The organism is Pseudoflavonifractor sp. BSD2780061688st1 E11, from assembly GCF_005844125.1.
In the GTDB taxonomy this organism is placed as follows: Bacteria; Bacillota; Clostridia; order Lachnospirales; family Lachnospiraceae; genus Sellimonas; species Sellimonas catena.
The window spans coordinates 41420-59290 of the sequence record NZ_SPHM01000007.1; the positions used below are offsets into that span (position 1 = coordinate 41420).

The following is a 17871-nucleotide window of genomic DNA, read 5'->3' on the forward strand; positions in this document are numbered from 1 at the left end:
GGCTTGTGAAATGGCGGAGAAACAGGTATACTGTAGGTAGAAGGAAGAGGATGACCGGAAGGGGGAAGGCGTATGAAAAGACGAATGAAGCGATTACTGGCACTTGGCATAGGAATCCTGATGATTGGAGTGAGCGCCTGTGGCTCCAGGACACCTGCAGATACCGGCGAAGAGCCAAAGACAGAGCAGACTGATCAGGGATCATCCACAAAGGAACAGGAAGAACCGGACGAGACGGATAACGGGGAAACGGAAGAGCAGGAGAAAGAACCGGAGACGGAAGATCCTGAAAATTCAGAGACGGAAAATAACAAGGCGGATCCGGGACAGCCGGAAAACACAGGAACACAGCCGGCGGATCAGAATACGGAAGTAGATGAGGAAGCATTTGGCGAGATGATCCAGTCCCTTTCCCAGTACGAGGAAGGAACAGCAGGAGCAAGTTTGAAGAGGCTGAAAGCAGCTTTCGGTGTGTTGAATTTCTCAGAGCAGTATGAGAGCAGCCAGAAAGAATCATTTACTCAGAAGCTTCAGGCTTATCTGACAGAGAGCGAAGCGATGAGTGCGGAAGATATGAAGCTGAAACTGGAAGGAGTGGATCCGACAGTACAGCAGGTCTTTACAGAGGGAATTGCCTCCATGCAGGGTCAGCTCTCGGATGCGGGAAATCCGAACCGTTATGATACCTATACACAGGAAAAGTATCAGAATGTGGTCAAAGCTATGGAAGAAGTGCTGAATGAAAAATAATAATCGGTGACGAAAAAATCCCGGAGAACGATGTGAAATCACATGTGTCTCCGGGATTTTATTTTTTACTATATATTTTACTCCTGTTATACGGTGTGGAATCCGCGTCCGATAATCTCGCTGGTGTTGGAGATCAGGATAAATGCGCCCGGCTCGGTTTCCTTGATGAAGTTACGGAGCCGCACTGCCTGCGGGCGGTTCAATGCTGTCAGAACAATGTATTTCTTCTGTCCGGAGAAGACACCCTGAGCGGAGTAGACAGTAGCCCCCCGGTGCAGATCCCGGATAATGAAGTTACAGATCGGCTCGGGACTGTCGCAGACAACATTGAAACATTTGGAAAGATTGAAACTTTCGATAAAGTTGTCTGTAATGAGTGACCGAAGAACAAGTCCGAGAATCGAAAACAGACCTGTCTCCATACCAAATACAAATACGCCTGCCACAGCGATTGCCACATCGGAGATCATCAGGACACGTCCGATGTCGTAACCGGTATATTTTTTCAGTATCATCGCCACGATGTCGGTTCCGCCGCTGGATGCGCCCATATTAAAGAGAACTGCCGATCCGAAAGCGGGAACAGCGATGGCAAAAATCAGTTCCAGGACAGGCTGGTTGGTAAGTGGTCCGTCCATCGGGTAAACACGCTCCAGGATAGACAGGAGAAAGGAAAGAAGCATGCTGCAGTAAAATGTTTTTGCTCCAAAGCTTTTTCCCATGATCAGGAATCCCAGAACCAGAAGGACAATGTTGCAGACAAAGTTAAAATCACTGCTGCTGATGGTTCCGGTCTTGGCGACAAGGACCGCAAGACCTGTAATACCGCCGAATGCAAAATTATTTGCAAATTTGAAAAAATAAATACCGCATGCCATGATGGCAGTGGCGGCCGTCATGACCACAAAATCCCGGATTTTGGATTTGGGTTTGATTTTGGATGATGGTTTTGGGATAGAATACTTCATATCCACATGATGTTGACCGTTCATTTTTTCTTCCTCGTTTTCTTTCGTTTTATGAAGAATTTATCTCCAAAATTGTAACCCTCCGGAAAGAAAAAGTCAACGATCCTGAAAGGAAAAGTAAAGGAAATAATATGTAAAGCTTTCTGACGGGTATGCCGGATTTTTTTTTGGGAGATACTATGCCTGGAAGGAGGAAAAAACAATGCATCACTGCAACGCAATTCGAGATATATACGCAAGAGAAATCCTCGATTCCAGGGGAAACCCGACGATTGAGACACAGGTACTTCTGGCGGACGGCACGATTGGAACGGCAAGTGTCCCGTCGGGAGCTTCCACCGGGAGATATGAGGCGAAAGAACTTCGGGATAAGGAAAAGCAGGACCGCTACTGCGGCCGTGGCGTGGAGAGGGCTGTGAATCATGTCAATGACCGGATCGCAAGAGAAGTCATTGGAGTCAATGCGCTGGAACAGACTGAACTTGACCATCTGCTGATCCGGCTTGACGGAACGGAAGATAAGAGCAATCTTGGTGCCAATGCCATCCTGAGTGTGTCCATGGCAGCAGCAAGAGCGGCGGCGATGAGTCTGCATCTGCCGCTTTACCGCTATCTTGGCGGTGTGCATACCAGACGGATGCCGGTGCCGATGATGAATGTTCTGAACGGCGGAAGACACGCGGACAATATCATTGACTTTCAGGAATTTATGATCATGCCGGCAGGGGCCTGCTGTTTCCGGGAAGGACTTCGGATGTGCACAGAAGTCTATCATATGATTAAGGCGCTTCTGAAGGGAAGAGGATATCATACCGGAGTGGGCGATGAAGGAGGCTTTGCCCCGGACCTTCCGGATACCGGGAGTGTCTGTGACATCCTGATGGAGGCCATTGAGACGGCAGGATACCGGGCAGGAAAAGACATTGTACTCTGTCTGGATGCGGCAGCCTCGGAAATTTATGACAGAGATTTCGGGAAATATGTGTTTGTGGGAGAAAGCAAAGGAAAAGAGAAAAAGGTAGTTCGCACCGCGGAAGAACTCATTGACTACTATGCAGAACTAATCGAAAAATATCCGATTGTATCTATTGAGGACGGTCTGGAAGAAGAGGATTTTCCGGGATGGGAACTGATGAATACAAGACTCGGGCTTCAGACACAGCTGGTAGGTGATGACCTCTTCGTGACCAGTACAAAAAGGCTGAAACGAGGGATTGACTGCCGGGCAGCAAATGCGGTTCTGGTAAAGATCAATCAGATCGGTACACTCACAGAAGCCTTTGATACCATCCGGATGGCCCGGGAGCACGGGTATCGATCCATTGTTTCCCATCGCTCCGGTGAGACGGCGGATACAACGATTGCTGACATTGCGGTGGCTTTTGGAACCGGGCAGATCAAGACCGGGGCTCCATGCCGATCAGAACGGGTGGAAAAATACAACCGCCTTTTGAAAATAGAAGAAGAACTTGGAGATACTGCCATCTACAAGAATCCATTTTCCTGATCAGGAAGATCTCGAAAAGAAAATAAGGGGCTGAAAAGAAGCGAAAAACTGCTTGCGCAAACCGGAAGGATATGGTAGTATTATATATGGTTTATGCGCAGGAGGTGTAGAAGTTGGAAATTTTGAAAATCGTGATCACAATTTTATTTGTAATAGACTGTATTGCTCTTTCAGCAGTTGTATTAATGCAGGAAGGAAAATCAGCCGGTCTGGGAACGATTGCCGGTATGGCGGATACCTACTGGGGACAGAACAGAGGACGTTCCATTGAGGGAACTCTCGTGAAAGTCACAAAGATCCTTGCCGCACTGTTTCTTATCCTTGCTGCAGTATTGAATTTAAAAGTATTTGCTTAATGAAAGAAGATGCAGAACACTCTATTTCAAAAAATAGAGTGTTCTTTTTTTACCATATCAGATAGAATAGAAGGGAGTATGTGAGGTACAGATAATGGAAAGACAATATGAGAAAAGAAAGAAAATGGTATACCAGTTCATCTGTGACGATTTCTATGTCCCGATGAAGATGAAAGAAATGGCCTCCGTCCTTCAGGTGAAAAAGGAAGAGAGGCAGGAGTTAAAAGAAATTCTGGATGCTCTGGAATCCGAAGGAAAGATCCATAAGACCCAGAAAGGAAACTATGTAAAAGGTCAGGGGAACAGGCTGACCGGAATCTATCAGGCCCATGCCAGAGGATTTGGTTTTGTATCCATCGAGGGATCGGATGACGATGTTTTTATCCCGGAAGAGGAATCCGGCGGTGCCCTGCAGGGAGACGAAGTGGAAATCCAGATCACAAGAGGCGCAGGACCAAAGACAGGACAGCGGCAGGAAGGAAAAGTCATCAAGATCCTGAAACGCGGGATGTCCCGGATCGTCGGCTATTATCAGAAAAATAAATCATTCGGATTTGTTCTTCCGGATAATCAGAAGTTTTTACAGGATGTGTTTGTGCCTGAGGAAAAATCAAAAGGAGCGGTGACCGGACACAAGGTCGTTGTAAAGCTCACTTCCTACGGCGGAGACGGGAAAAAGCCGGAAGGTGAAGTCGTGGAGATTCTCGGACATGTCAACGATCCGGGAACCGATGTGCTGAGCATCGCCATGTCCTACGAACTTCCGATTGAATTTCCGGAGAAGGTAATGAACCAGGCGGAGCGTGTGGCAAAGCCTGTCAGCGAAGCAGACCGCTTTGGAAGAAGAGATCTGAGGGATGTCCGGATGGTGACGATCGACGGCGAGGACGCCAAGGATCTGGACGACGCGGTTTCCCTGGAAGTACGGGACGGAAGTTTTTATCTGGGCGTTCACATCGCGGATGTGACCAATTATGTGCAGGAAAACAGTGCCCTGGACCGGGAAGCAAAAAAACGCGGGACAAGCGTTTATCTGGCGGATCGTGTGATTCCAATGCTTCCGCACACCCTTTCCAACGGAATCTGTTCCCTAAACGCGGGAGAGGACCGGCTGGCGCTGAGCTGCCTGATGAAGATTGATGAAAACGGTACGATCGTGGACCATGAGATCTGCGAGAGCGTGATACGGGTTGACCGCCGTATGACATATACAGCGGTGAAACAGATTCTGGAAGACGAAGATGAAGAACAGTGCCGGAAATATGAGGAATTCATTCCGATGTTTCGGGAGATGGCAAGGCTTTCCTCCATTTTGAGAGAAAAGCGCCACAGACGGGGGGCGGTGGACTTTGATTTCCCGGAAACGAAGGTGATTCTGGATGAGCAGGGACGCCCGGTCGAGTTGAAAGCGTATGAGAGAAATACGGCGACAAAGCTGATCGAAGATTTCATGCTTGCGGCCAACGAGACAGTGGCGGAAGATTTCTTCTGGAGAGAGATTCCGTTTGTCTACCGGATTCATGAAGCGCCGGATGAGGAGAAGATTCGCAAACTTGCGATTTTCCTCCACAATTTCGGCTATACGATGCATATCGGCAATCATGAAGTGCATCCAAAAGAGATCCAGAAGCTCCTTGCCAAAGTAGAAGGGAAGCCGGAGGAGCCGATGATTGCAAGACTGGCACTTAGGTCCATGAAGCAGGCAAAATATACGCCGGAAAATGAAGGACATTTTGGACTTGCGGCATCCTGCTATACTCATTTCACTTCCCCGATCCGGCGTTATCCGGACCTTCAGATCCACAGGATCATCAAGGAGACGCTTCGCGGCCGGATGGATGAAGAGCGGATCCGGCATTATCAGTCGATTCTCGAGGAAGTGACAAAGCACGCAAGCGAGACCGAACGCCGGGCAGAAGAGGCTGAGCGGGAAACGGTCAAACTGAAAAAAGTACAGTATATGAAAAATTTCATCGGTGAAGAGTACGAAGGTGTGATCTCCGGTATCACCAAGTGGGGCATGTACGTGGAACTTCCGAATACCATCGAGGGACTGGTCCATGTAGTGAATATGACGGATGATCATTATGAGTATATCGAAGACCGCTACGAGATGCAGGGCATCAACACCGGAAAGACTTACCGGCTTGGACAGAAAGTATGCGTCCGTGTCATGGCGGCAAACGAGCTTCAAAGGACAATCGACTTTGAGCTTGGAAAGGAAGGGGACTAGGAGATGGCAAAGACAGGTGTAAAACTGATCGCCAACAACAAAAAAGCATATCATGATTATTTTATTCTTGAGACTTATGAGGCCGGGATTTCCCTTGCAGGAACCGAGGTGAAATCGATGCGGATGGGAAAGTGCAGTATCAAAGAATCCTTCATCCGCATCGAAAACGGGGAGGTCTTTGTGTACGGAATGCATATCAGCCCGTATGAGAAAGGAAATATTTTCAACAAAGATCCGCTCCGGGTACGCAAACTCCTGCTGCACAGGCAGGAAATCAACAAACTGCTTGGAAAAATGAAAGAAAAAGGAATGACACTTGTGCCTTTGAAAGTGTATTTAAAGGGCAGTCTTGTCAAAGTGGAAATCGGGCTGGCAAAAGGAAAGAAGCTTTATGACAAGCGTGCGGATATTGCCAAAAAAGATCAGGCAAGAGAAGCGCAAAGAGATTTCAAAATTCGCAATTTTGGGTAGATTCAAAGTGAAAAGGAAGGTATAATAGAAATGGTACCAGTAACAAAAAAAGATCTCAGAAATCTTGTTTCCCAGACAACGATTGAGACATATGAAGAGCTTACACCGCAGCTGATCCAGCTGATTGATATGACGAAGAAAAATCCTGATCTGACAGACGCGCAGAAGTCGGACGAGATTTCACTTCATATGCTTGGATATGTGAAATCCTGTACGAATGAAATTATCATCGAGGTACTTGCAGAGATTCTGGGACTGGAAGATGAAGAATAAATAAAATATAAAATGGGGAGGACCGGCGCATGGTATACGAGACAATTCCTGTAACAATCAAGGGCGAGGAAACAAACGCAAGGTTATATACATATTTCTGGAGCAATTCAAAAGAGCTTTATGATGGACGAAAAAGGCCCTGTGTTCTGATCTGTCCGGGAGGCGGCTATGCCATGACATCGGACAGGGAGGCAGAAGGTCTGGCGGTACGGTTCATGGAGATGGGATATCATGCGGCAGTGCTCCGGTATTCAACTGTTCCGGATGATGTATTTCCGGATGCATTCATTCAGGCGGCTGCATGCATGAAGATGCTTAGAGAACGCGCAGAAGAATGGTTCATTGATCCGGACAGGATTCTGATTCAGGGATCCTCGGCAGGAGGACATCTTGCTGCCATGGTTTCCACCTACTGGCACATTCCGGAGCTTGCCAACATTCTCGATACCACATCGGAGATGATCCGTCCGAACGGACAGATTTTGAGCTATCCGGTGATTACAGCCGGCACATTCCGGAACGAAGGCTCCTTTAAGAACCTTCTGGGTGCCCAGGCGGAGGAAAGTCTGGAAGAAGCATGTTCTCTGGAACTGAATGTTTCAGAGTACACACCGAAGACGTTTATCTGGCATACATATGAGGATCAGTCCGTTCCGGTTCAGAATTCCCTCCTCTATGTAAATGCGCTCGTAAAGGCCGGTGTTCCGGCGGAGTTCCATCTCTTCCCGAAAGGAGAGCACGGACTTGGAACAGCGACTGAGTTAAGCCTTTCCAGTGACGGAAGAGGCGTGGAAGCTCAGTGCGGCCAGTGGATGGATCTTGCAAAAGCATGGATCGACCACAACATTTAGAAAAAGAGCTGAAAGAAAGACCGCGGGCGGGCCTTGACAAGGTCAGGCCGCCTGCGTATAATAATAGAACAACTGTCTGCAAAACCAGGGCTTGTACTGGTTTCGACGGGGGTTTTAAAGTTGGAGAAGCCATCCGCGGGACGGGACCGCGCAGTAAACCGTAACTTAAAAATAAACGCAGACAATAATAAATTAGCGTACGCTGCCTAATTTCGGCAGCAGTCGGCTCCGGACTTCCCGCGGTCCGGATTACCGGCTTCGACACTTGCGGGGCACTTCGTCTCCAAAGCTTTGAGGAGATGGAAGATTTTATGAAGCTACCGAAGATTGCAGCCTGTCATTAGGCGGCAGTCCGGGGGAATCTTAAAATAATGACTGTGATGGGAGATGCTCCGATGGAGAGGCTTTCGGACGCGGGTTCGATTCCCGCCAGGTCCATATTCTTAAACCGCGAAAACCCAGTAAAATCAGGGGATTCGCGGTTTTTTTATAATCAAATTCATCTGGAAATTTCACTTACAGTTTGAGAGGAGGTCGAATGCATGGCAATATACAAGAAAATTTTAGGGCTATTCCCCCTGATGATAGTCTTGACAATGATTTGGGGATGTGGGAATCATATGGACAAATCCAGTGAATCTTTTGATATAACAAAATTCCCACGAGATGAGCAGGGCTATCCTAAAAGCGATATTGCAATTATCAATGGAAAAGAATTTTCTTTAAAAGATTTATCGGAATCCTATGTAGAAGACAACCTTGATTGTGTAATTGAACTTCCTGATGTTAAAACAGGGGATCGTATTGAAGTAATTCTTCCTCAATATCTTCCGGTTAATTTATGGAGTATTGAAGAAAAGGAGACCATTGATTTAACAAATTACAATAAGAAGGAATTGTCTGTTCGACAGGATGTAGAGGGAAAATCGGCCTTTGTTCAAAAATTTACCTTTACTATGGATGACACAAGTATTTTGTTTAAGTGGTCTAATGTGCGAGAATGCGGAAAATCATTTAATGAAAAAGAGAAGGATTATTTATTAAAAATAAATCTAACTTAACTCTAATTATATATCGAAAAGATTTTCTCCCGCCAACCAGTAATCGGTCGGCGGGATTGATTTATGTTGCTTTAGCTAGTTAAGCGTGGTGGAGTTTTTCGCGTTCCGAAAAATGTAGGCACGCTTAACAAAAAACCACTATTGACGGGTGGTCATGGTTTTCATGAACTATTGACATACGTAAAATCACGTGTTGCTATAAAGACATGATAAGGAAAGGAGATACAAAAGATGCCAATGACTCCGAAAGAGATGATAAAATATCTCAAGAAAAAGGGATTGGAGCAGGCAATACTTAAACAAGCAGGGCTCAAATAAGCACTGCGCCTGAAATGAGAATGGAAATGGAGGTATCATATATGAATAAATTATTTTATCCGGCAATCTTTCATACGGCAGAGGAAGGTGGATTTTGGGTAACTTTTCCGGATTTTCCAGAGTGTCTCACTGAAGGCGATGATTTGCAGAAAGCTTATGAAATGGCAGTGGAAGCTTTGGGTATAGTATTAGTAGGCAGAAAAGAAGATAGAGAAGTCATTCCAGATCCTATACCGATTAATGAGTTGAATGTAGAGGATGGTGCCATTGTGATCGTAGGATTTGATATGCTGGAATATCAGAGAAAGCACAATTCAAAGGCGGTCAAGAAGACTTTGAGTATTCCGGAATGGTTGAATGAAGAAGCAATAGAAAAGGGAGTGAATTTTTCACAAGTTCTTCAGGAAGCATTGATGAATAAATTGAATATCAGAAAATAAGAAACTGTACATTTAGAGAGTATGAATCCTTAGATACAGGAGTAATTCCTTCTGGATTTGTAAGAAAAGCGCCGCAAATACGGCGCTTTTTCCATTCCGTTTTATAAAATACAGGAAGAGATCAGTCTTCCGATTTCTCTTATATCTCCTCCGGCAGAAAACTCAAATGTGACATTACCAAGGCCGCTGAAGTAGAGGGTCAATTCGGAATCCATATCAAAGGTTCCGGCTGTTTCGATAGAAAATGCCTGAACTTTGGAATACGGAAGGGAAGTAAAATCCTTTTTGGATCCGGTAATGCCTTGTACATTGCAGGCGATCAGTCGTTTGTTTGTGAATACCACATAGTCCCGCAGAGCACTGTAGTACCCGACGATTTCTTCACCATAAATCAAAAGATCCAGGATTTCTTTCGGAAGATGCTTTTCTTTTGCTTTACTGAGTTTGAATACTTTTTTGTTCTGAAAATCAATCATAGTCTGTCCTCCGTTTTTCTTTTATCATAGCATATGGAAGATGTCTGTTCAATTATGAGCAGAGGTATCTTTCGTATTGACAACATAGTAAAACGATGTAAAAATTTATATATAAATCAAGCAAAAAAGAAGCTGAAAATCTGAAATGAGGTGAGGAACATGCACTTTGAAAGAAAAGAAACCATGTTTACAGGAACAACAAGCAGGGAACCGGAAGCATATGAGAAACTTCATGGGGAAATTGCGCGCCGGGCAGCAGAAGAGGGGATTGTCCTTCTGAAAAATGAGGAGCATCTGCTTCCGCTCAAAAAGGGAAGTAAACTTGCGCTGTTTGGTTCTGGTGCGTCCAAAACAGTCAAAGGAGGCACCGGTTCCGGAGATGTAAACGAGAGAAGAAGTATCAGCATCTATGAAGGTTTGAAAAATGCCGGATTTGAAATTATGACGGAGAAATGGCTCCATGAATATGAAGAAGAATATAAGGGAAAACGGTTGGAATGGAAAGAAGCGATTCTTGAAAAAACAAAAAGCGGAACAGATTTTTTCACCGCATATTCCACTTCTCCATTTCATGTTCCGGCAGGACCGGAAATTTATACTGTCGATGCGGATGCGGCAGTTTTCGTCCTTGCCCGGAATGCAGGGGAAGGGGCGGACAGACGGGCAGAAAAAGGAGATTATTTTCTGAGTGATGAAGAGTATACTCTTCTTTCGGATGTCTGTGACAGATATGAGAAGGTCATTCTGCTTCTGAATTCCGGAGGAGTTGTGGATTTGTCATTCCTTGAAAAGCTTCCGCAGATTCAGGCAGTACTGGCAGTATCACAGCCGGGCCAGGAGGGCGGCACTGCCGTGGCAGATGTTATCAGCGGGATTATTTCTCCAAGTGGAAAATTGACTGATACATGGGCATTTTCTTATGATGACTATCCGAATGCCGCAACATTTTCGCATAACAACGGAAATGTTGAGGAGGAGAAGTACGAGGAAGGCATCTATGTGGGATACCGTTATTTTGATACCTTCGAGATTCCGGTACGTTACGGATTCGGGTATGGAATGTCCTATGCATCTTTCACCATGAATACTGCCCGCATTAAAACGGCAGAAAACGGAGAGGTAAGAGTTACGGTCAAAGTGAGAAACCACAGCCAGGAGTTTTCCGGAAAAGAAGTGGTTCAGCTTTATGTGTCCCTTCCAGTCGGAAAGATTGAAAAAGAGTTCCGTAGATTGTGCGCTTTTGCCAAGACCAGGATACTGTCTCCGGGAGAAGAGGAGACGGTTGAGATGACTTTTGATGCCGGAACGCTAGCCTCCTTTGATGAAAGCCGGGCAGCATGGATTCTGGAATCGGGATGCTACGGAATCTATGTGGGAAATTCCCTTATGGAAAGCACACTGGAAGGTATCCTTGATGTAAAAGAGGAGAAAGTGCTGGCAGAAACAGAGCATATCTGTCCATTAAGAGAAACTCTGGAGGAGCTGTCTGTTCCGGCTGAAAAAATCCGGAAGCGGTATGAAGCGCTGATCAACAATACGGAGAATGTGCCGCACTTTTCCTATGATCTGGCCGGACTTGATACTATCCGGTATTGTTACGATTATAAAGAGCCGGGGGATGAAGCGGCGGAAATCACCAGTGGGCTGTCCGAGGATCAGCTGATCCTGCTTGCTGTGGGAGATCCGGGAAGCGGACAGGGAAGCAATCTTGGCGCAGCCGGGATTTCGGTGCCTGGATCTGCAGGTGAGACCAGCTCCTGTGCGGCCGGACAGGGAGTAAAAGCGATTGTTCTGGCTGACGGACCGGCAGGCCTGCGCCTGAGTCAGAATTATGTGGTGTCCGATGGAAAAGTGCAGACGATTCCGTTTGAAGCGGCGATTGAAAGAGGATTTTTTTACGATGGGCCGGAACAGGAAGGAGATATTTATTATCAATATTGTACGGCGTTCCCTGTCGGAACACTTCTGGCTCAGACGTGGAATGAAGAATTGATCCGGGAAGTTGGCAATGCAGTGGGCGAGGAGATGGAACGTTTTGAAGTGACGCTCTGGCTTGCGCCGGGAATGAATATCCACCGGAATCCTCTGTGCGGACGGAACTTTGAGTATTATTCAGAAGATCCGTTCCTCAGCGGAAAAATTGCCGCAGCCATGACAAAAGGAGTGCAGAAGCACCCTGGATGCGGAACGACTGTGAAGCATTTTGCCTGCAATAATCAGGAGGATAACCGGAGCGGATCCGACAGTATTCTTTCGGAACGAACCCTTCGGGAAATCTATCTGCGTGGCTTTGAAATTGTTATTCGGGAAGCACAGCCGCTTGCAATCATGACAAGCTATAATCTGATCAATGGTATCCATGCGGCAAACAGTTATGATCTCTGTACGAAAGCAGCCCGCTGTGAATATGGATTTCAGGGATTGATCATGACGGACTGGACAACGACGCAGCTGAGTGAAGACTGTACGGCTGCGGGATGCATTAAGGCAGGAAATGATCTGGTAATGCCGGGAGAACCGGAGGATCAGGAAAGTATCCGGCAGGCGTTGTCTGATGGAACGATATCACAGAAGGAACTCCGGGACTGCGTCACAAGGATTGTGCGGACGACATTAAAATAATATAAAATCTGTTGTGGTTACAACATATTTTGCTTTCTGACTCCTGTATACTGGCCATGGAACGAAACAGTAAGGAGGACAGAAAATGGAAAAGCAGATGTTTTGTTATCAGTGTGAACAGACGGCAGGGTGCAGCGGATGTACCGGGAAAGCGGGAGTCTGTGGGAAGACAGCAAGGACAGCAGGCCTTCAGGATGAACTGACCGGGGCGCTGATCGGACTTGCAAGGACGTGTGCGTCCAATCCGAAGACAGAAAATACGGACCGGTTGATTCTGGAAGGTCTGTTTGCTACTGTCACAAATGTCAATTTTGATGATGATGCCATTGAAAGGCTGATTGATAAAGTAAGAGCAGAAAAAGAGCAGATTGCGCCGGGCTGCGCAGTATGCGAAGCAAAGTGCGGGAACACCGATGAATATGATATGAAACGGATCTGGGAAGCGCAGGAGGATATCCGGTCATTGAAATCTCTGATCTTATTTGGAATCCGGGGAATGGCGGCGTATGCTTATCATGCTATGGTACTGGGCTATGTGAATGAGGAAGTCAACACCTTTTTCTACAAGGCATTATCTATACTTGCAGAGGACTGGGGAATGGAAGAACTTCTTCCGGTGGTTATGGAGACCGGAGCAGTGAACCTGAAATGCATGGAACTGCTCGACCGTGCCAACACGGAAACATTTGGAAATCCGGAGCCGTCAGAAGTATCCTGGAAAGTGGAAAAAGGGCCGTTTATCGTTGTAACCGGTCATGATCTCTATGATCTGAAACTTCTTTTGGAACAGACGAAAGATCTGGGAATCCAGGTTTACACCCACGGAGAGATGCTCCCGGCTCATGCATATCCGATGCTTCGGAAATATCCGCATCTGAAAGGAAACTTTGGAACCGCATGGCAGAATCAACAGAAGGAGTTTGCAGACATTCCGGCACCGGTTCTTTATACGACAAACTGTCTGATGCCGGTAAAGGACAGTTATGCGGACCGGGTATTTACAACGGAAGTAGTAGGATATCCGGGCATGGTCCACATTGGTGAGGACAAAGATTTTACCCCGGTGATCCAAAAAGCACTGGAACTTGGTGGATATGAAAAAGATATGGAATTTACAGGAAGCAACGGCGGCAGCACCACAATGACCGGATTCGGCCATCAGGCAGTTCTGGGTGTGGCGGGTCAGATCATCGCAGGTGTGAAAAGCGGAGCGATCCGGCATTTCTTCCTGGTAGGAGGATGCGATGGAGCCCGCCCTGGAAGAAGCTATTATACAGAGTTTGTAAAACAGGCACCAAAGGATACGGTGATTTTGACACTGGCCTGCGGAAAATACCGGTTTAACGATCTGGATCTGGGAACAATCGGAGGAATCCCGCGGATGCTCGACATGGGACAGTGCAATGATGCCTACAGTGCCATCAAGGTTGCACTGGCACTGGCAGATGCATTCGGATGTGGTGTCAATGAACTGCCGCTGTCCATGATTCTGTCCTGGTATGAACAGAAAGCGGTCTGCATTTTGCTGACGCTTCTTCACCTCGGCATCAAAAATATCCGGCTTGGCCCGACACTTCCGGCATTTCTTTCAAAAGGCGTGGCGGAGTATCTGATAAAAGAATATGGAATTGCTCCGGTTACAACATCGGAAGAGGATTTAAAGACAATCTTAGGATAAGAAGCTAAGAAGAAGGATGTTTCCACAATCAGGAGACATCCTTTTTTCTATGCGCAGGAAGAAACCAGAAGTGGTAAGCAGTTTGTCTGCGGTTCAAAAGACGGACTTCAGTATTGGGGCCGTAGTATTTGAGTTTGGAATTCGGCTGAATTAAGAAAAGCCTAAAATTGAGTCGTACAATTTAAACTGAAATACCGGTTAGATATAGAAAAGTGCAAAATGGAACCGTAGTATTTGATCTGAGACTGCGGTTAGATTGATAGATTACTAAAATTAAACCGTAATACTGAGAGCAAAACAACGGTTAAAACTGAGCAAAATAGAATTTGAGCCGTATTATCTGGTTAGAATCCACGGCCTAAAATAACAATTTGCAAATTTGAACCGCATTTTTTGCTGACTTGTACTGGAAAATAGAACGAAACGATTAAGATGTTATCTTTTAGTCAGAATCTATTGACAAATGTCTACCTTGCTATATAATATAGTCAAGAGAAGAACCTTATCATACAAGGTAGACTGGAGGGAAATCATGGGAACAGTGTTAGAGGTGCAGGATATTATCAGAAATTATTCTAAAAAAGGTGATGGAGCCCGTCCGGCAGAGGATGATATCAAGGTCATCCGCGGGATCAGTATGAAAGTCGAGAAGGGAGATTTCCTTGGCATTATGGGAAAGTCCGGATGTGGAAAGTCGACTCTGCTGCGGGTGCTCGGACTTCTGGACCGGCCGACAGAAGGAAAAATTTATTTTGAAGATTTTGATACGGAAGAGTTGTGGAAGGATGAGCTGGCAGACATCCGCAGAAGGAAGATCGGATTTATCTTCCAGGACTACTACCTGATGGACAGTCTGACAGTGAGGGAAAACATGATTCTGCCGATGATTTTAGACAAGGCGGATTCCGCGGAAATGAAAAAGCGGGCGGAAAAATATGCGGAACAGTTTGAGATTTCGCATCTTCTTGATAAGAAGCCGACGGAGCTTTCCGGCGGAGAGAAGCAAAGAGCCGCGATCTGCCGGGCGCTGATCAATGACCCGGAACTGATTCTGGCGGACGAACCGACGGGAAATCTGGATTCCAAATCTGGAAAAATTGTTCTGGATGCACTAAAAGAGATTAATAGATGGGGAAAGACTATCATCATGGTGACCCATGACCCTCAGATGGCGAGCAATTGTAAGCATGTGATTTTGCTGAAAGATGGCGTGATTTTAAAGACACTGGACCGCAAAGGAGACGATGAAAAAGAGCGGGAACGCTATTATCGGGAGATTCTCGGAGAAATGGAGCAGCTTTAAGTGAAACAACAAGAACAGGCGGTGAGAAATATGGATAAAGCGCAGCTTATGAAAGGGATTCTGGAAGGATGTATTTTGAAGATCATTGATCAGGAAGAAACATACGGATATGAGATCGTAACAAGGCTCCAGGATTATGGATTTTCTGACGCAAAAGAAGGCACGCTTTATCCGCTTTTACTCCGGCTGGAGAAAAAAAAGCTGATCAAGGGAACCTTTAAAGAAAGTCCTCTGGGGCCGAAGCGGAAGTACTACGCACTGACTCAGGAGGGAAAGGACTATGTCGATCAGTTTTATCAGGCATGGCAGGAAGTAAAAGAGTCTGTTGACCGGATCTTCTGACAGGAGGCGAGAAAAATGTTATGGAAAAATGAATTGACAGAAATAAGAAATGAGAATGCAGAGCAGATCAGTGGAATGAACGGAGCAATGTGGGATCAGTTATCTCCGATGGTAGAATATCTTTCCTCTTTTTCGATCCCGATGTTTGAAGAAGAAGTGATAAAAAAAGATCTGATCGGCATGGCAAAGGAGGCGGAGATCGAACAGATCTCTCTGGAAGAAAAACTGGGCATGCCGCCGAAAGAATTTTGCGACAACCTGATTGAAAACGGGGAAGAAAGAACCGGAAAAAGAAAGGTGGAGGAGCAGATTCTGGAATTGGCTGTGAATTTTGTATGGTATCTGACTGTTTTCTGGCTCATTGGGGCTTTGCTGGATGCAGAACCAAGAATGGTTTATGCATCAGATATGTTATTCGCATTTTTCGCAGCATTGTCAGATGTATGGCTTCCTGGAAAACGTATTATGGCATGGGATAAACGTAAAGAATATCTTAGGCATTTGATTAAGATAGGGTCATTAGTACTTGTAGTATTTACAGATGTCTGGACAGATCTGGCTATTACAGGAAATGGATTTGTCATAGGAGGGTGTCTGATTTTGTTATCTGTTTTGGCAGCTTTTATCAGTGCAAACTACTGGAAAAAGCAGTCGCAGAAATACGACTGGAAATAGAAAGCGGGGGAAAGAAGATGTATGTACTTGAAGTTGAAAATTTAATTCGTAATTATCAGAAGGCTGTAGGGAAAAAGGGAACAGAAGATATAAAAGTTTTAAAAGGACTGAACTTTCAGGTGGAAGAAGGAGATTTCACCGGGATTATGGGAAAATCCGGATGTGGAAAGACGACCCTTCTGAAAGTTCTGGGGATGATTGATAAGCAGACAGATGGAACGGTCCGATTCATGGGACAGGACACAAAAGGACTTTCCGGAGATACGCTGGCGGATATCAGAAGAACGAAACTCGGATTTATCTTTCAGGACTATTACCTGATGGACAGTCTGACAGTTGAGGAAAATATCATGTTGCCGATGATCCTCGGGCAGGAGGACGCGCAGAAGATGATGGACGCGGCGAAGGCATATGCGGAAAAGTTTCAGATCGATCATCTGTTAAACAAGAATCCGTATGAGCTTTCCGGAGGGGAAAAACAGAGAGTGGCAATCTGCCGGGCACTGATTAACAATCCGGATCTGATTCTGGCCGATGAGCCGACGGGAAATCTGGACTCCAAGTCCGGCAAAATCGTGATTGAAGCACTTCGCACCATCAATCAGGAAATGAAGAAGACGATCGTCATGGTTACTCACGACCCGCAGATGGCAAGCAACTGCCGGAAGATTATCCTTCTGAAAGACGGAGTGATTTTGGAAACGCTGGAACGGGGAGAAAAGAGCCAGGAAGAATTTTATCAGGAAATCATTGGAAAGATGGAGGAACTGTAAAAAGTAGAGACAGGTCAAAGCGGGGGAAGAAGGGATCATATGATGCTGAAAAAGTTGTGGGAAAATGATCTGATCAAAATCAGACAGGAAAATGTAAACCGGATATCCGTACTGGATGGGAAAATGTGGGACCAGCTTTATCCGATTGTAGAATATCTGGATTCCTCATCGCTTCCACTTTTTGAAGAGGAAGTGATTAAAAAGGAACTGATCGGAATGGCAGAAGAAGCCCTGATTGAAGGAATCACTCTGGAAGAGAAGCTTGGCATGCCGGGACAGGAGTTTTGTGATCAGATGCTAAGCTCCAGAGAGAAAAATGACAGGAGAAAAAAAGGAGAATATTTGGTAGAATTTGCAGTTCACTTCGTCTGGTTTCTGACATTTTTCAGTATAGAAACCATCTGGACAAATCAGATTGAACTGGATATGAGTACTGTGATCCTGGCAGTGATAGGTGCGGCCGCTTCTCTTTGGATTCACGATCAGATATTTATTCATCCTATTACAGATTACAGAGGGAAGATCGCATTCCGGTCTAAAAAATCACAGGCGCTGATCATCCTTTTGGTGATTCTGTGTCTGATCTTTGCAGACTGGCTGCTTTGGAGAATGGATATCCGGATTTCCATTCCATGCGGAGGCAGAATCTTCTTTGCAGGAATGCTGGTATTATCCTACCTGATGCTGCTTGTAAGAAAACAGTACTGGAACCGCCGGTCAAAGGAATATGAATGGGCATGATGAAGAAAAGGCAGGAGGCATAAAGACATGTTC

The 17871-nt window shown here is 45.8% G+C and carries 18 protein-coding genes and 1 other RNA gene; 17 read left to right on the forward strand and 2 right to left on the reverse strand.

The window, feature by feature from the left end; translation table 11 throughout:
• The first annotated feature begins 72 nt into the window (after positions 1-72).
• A complete protein-coding gene (locus FGQ85_RS04710) occupies positions 73-750 on the forward strand; it encodes a hypothetical protein (RefSeq protein WP_138372806.1) in 678 nt (225 codons plus the stop codon).
• A gap of 86 nt (positions 751-836) precedes the next feature.
• Here FGQ85_RS04710 and FGQ85_RS04715 read toward each other — a convergent pair whose 3' ends face one another.
• Entirely contained in the window at positions 837-1718 is an 882-nt protein-coding gene (locus tag FGQ85_RS04715; protein ID WP_087252512.1) for a YitT family protein, read from the reverse strand.
• Positions 1719-1920: 202 nt separating this feature from the next.
• On the opposite strand from FGQ85_RS04715, the gene eno reads away from it, so the two are divergent.
• The 9 genes from eno (at position 1921) to FGQ85_RS04760 (ending at position 9228) form a co-directional block, all read left to right on the forward strand.
• Positions 1921-3225 (forward strand): phosphopyruvate hydratase, encoded by a 1305-nt coding sequence (eno, locus tag FGQ85_RS04720; protein WP_087168080.1) that lies wholly within the window; start codon positions 1921-1923, stop codon positions 3223-3225.
• Positions 3226-3338: 113 nt separating this feature from the next.
• Positions 3339-3581, forward strand: coding sequence for a preprotein translocase subunit SecG (gene secG / locus FGQ85_RS04725; protein ID WP_087168079.1), 243 nt, complete (start codon positions 3339-3341; stop codon positions 3579-3581).
• A 94-nt stretch (positions 3582-3675) separates the two neighbouring features.
• Positions 3676-5814, forward strand: coding sequence for a ribonuclease R (rnr, locus tag FGQ85_RS04730; RefSeq protein ID WP_138372807.1), 2139 nt, complete (start codon positions 3676-3678; stop codon positions 5812-5814).
• Positions 5815-5817: 3 nt separating this feature from the next.
• Positions 5818-6285, forward strand: a complete 468-nt coding sequence (gene smpB, locus FGQ85_RS04735) for an SsrA-binding protein SmpB (protein WP_087168077.1) — start codon at positions 5818-5820, stop codon at positions 6283-6285.
• A gap of 30 nt (positions 6286-6315) precedes the next feature.
• A complete protein-coding gene (locus FGQ85_RS04740; RefSeq protein WP_087168076.1) occupies positions 6316-6558 on the forward strand; it encodes a hypothetical protein in 243 nt (80 codons plus the stop codon).
• Between the two features lie 29 nt (positions 6559-6587).
• On the forward strand, positions 6588-7409 hold the full coding sequence (locus FGQ85_RS04745) for an alpha/beta hydrolase (protein WP_138372808.1): 822 nt from the start codon (positions 6588-6590) through the stop codon (positions 7407-7409).
• 87 nt (positions 7410-7496) lie between these two features.
• Positions 7497-7850, forward strand: a transfer-messenger RNA (tmRNA) gene (gene ssrA / locus FGQ85_RS04750).
• 101 nt (positions 7851-7951) lie between these two features.
• Positions 7952-8470, forward strand: a complete 519-nt coding sequence (locus tag FGQ85_RS04755; protein ID WP_138372809.1) for a hypothetical protein — start codon at positions 7952-7954, stop codon at positions 8468-8470.
• 359 nt (positions 8471-8829) lie between these two features.
• Positions 8830-9228, forward strand: coding sequence for a type II toxin-antitoxin system HicB family antitoxin (locus FGQ85_RS04760; RefSeq protein ID WP_138372810.1), 399 nt, complete (start codon positions 8830-8832; stop codon positions 9226-9228).
• A 101-nt stretch (positions 9229-9329) separates the two neighbouring features.
• Here FGQ85_RS04760 and FGQ85_RS04765 read toward each other — a convergent pair whose 3' ends face one another.
• Positions 9330-9704, reverse strand: coding sequence for a PH domain-containing protein (locus FGQ85_RS04765; RefSeq protein WP_087168073.1), 375 nt, complete (start codon positions 9702-9704; stop codon positions 9330-9332).
• A 159-nt stretch (positions 9705-9863) separates the two neighbouring features.
• Here FGQ85_RS04765 and FGQ85_RS04770 point away from each other — a divergent pair, with 159 nt between their 5' ends.
• From FGQ85_RS04770 to FGQ85_RS04800, 7 genes are all read left to right on the forward strand, one after another.
• A complete protein-coding gene (locus FGQ85_RS04770; RefSeq protein WP_138372811.1) occupies positions 9864-12326 on the forward strand; it encodes a glycoside hydrolase family 3 protein in 2463 nt (820 codons plus the stop codon).
• Between the two features lie 85 nt (positions 12327-12411).
• The gene (gene hcp / locus FGQ85_RS04775; RefSeq protein WP_171027884.1) at positions 12412-14004 is read left to right on the forward strand and encodes a hydroxylamine reductase; all 1593 of its coding nucleotides are present in this window, start codon (positions 12412-12414) and stop codon (positions 14002-14004) included.
• A gap of 532 nt (positions 14005-14536) precedes the next feature.
• Positions 14537-15307 (forward strand): ABC transporter ATP-binding protein, encoded by a 771-nt coding sequence (locus FGQ85_RS04780; RefSeq protein ID WP_087252475.1) that lies wholly within the window; start codon positions 14537-14539, stop codon positions 15305-15307.
• Positions 15308-15337: 30 nt separating this feature from the next.
• Complete coding sequence (locus FGQ85_RS04785) at positions 15338-15649, forward strand: PadR family transcriptional regulator (RefSeq protein ID WP_087169428.1); 312 nt, start codon at positions 15338-15340, stop codon at positions 15647-15649.
• 15 nt (positions 15650-15664) lie between these two features.
• A complete protein-coding gene (locus FGQ85_RS04790; RefSeq protein ID WP_138372812.1) occupies positions 15665-16324 on the forward strand; it encodes a hypothetical protein in 660 nt (219 codons plus the stop codon).
• A 17-nt stretch (positions 16325-16341) separates the two neighbouring features.
• Complete coding sequence (locus FGQ85_RS04795) at positions 16342-17097, forward strand: ABC transporter ATP-binding protein (protein ID WP_087169426.1); 756 nt, start codon at positions 16342-16344, stop codon at positions 17095-17097.
• Between the two features lie 39 nt (positions 17098-17136).
• Positions 17137-17838, forward strand: coding sequence for a hypothetical protein (locus FGQ85_RS04800; RefSeq protein WP_138372813.1), 702 nt, complete (start codon positions 17137-17139; stop codon positions 17836-17838).
• Positions 17839-17871 lie beyond the last annotated feature (33 nt).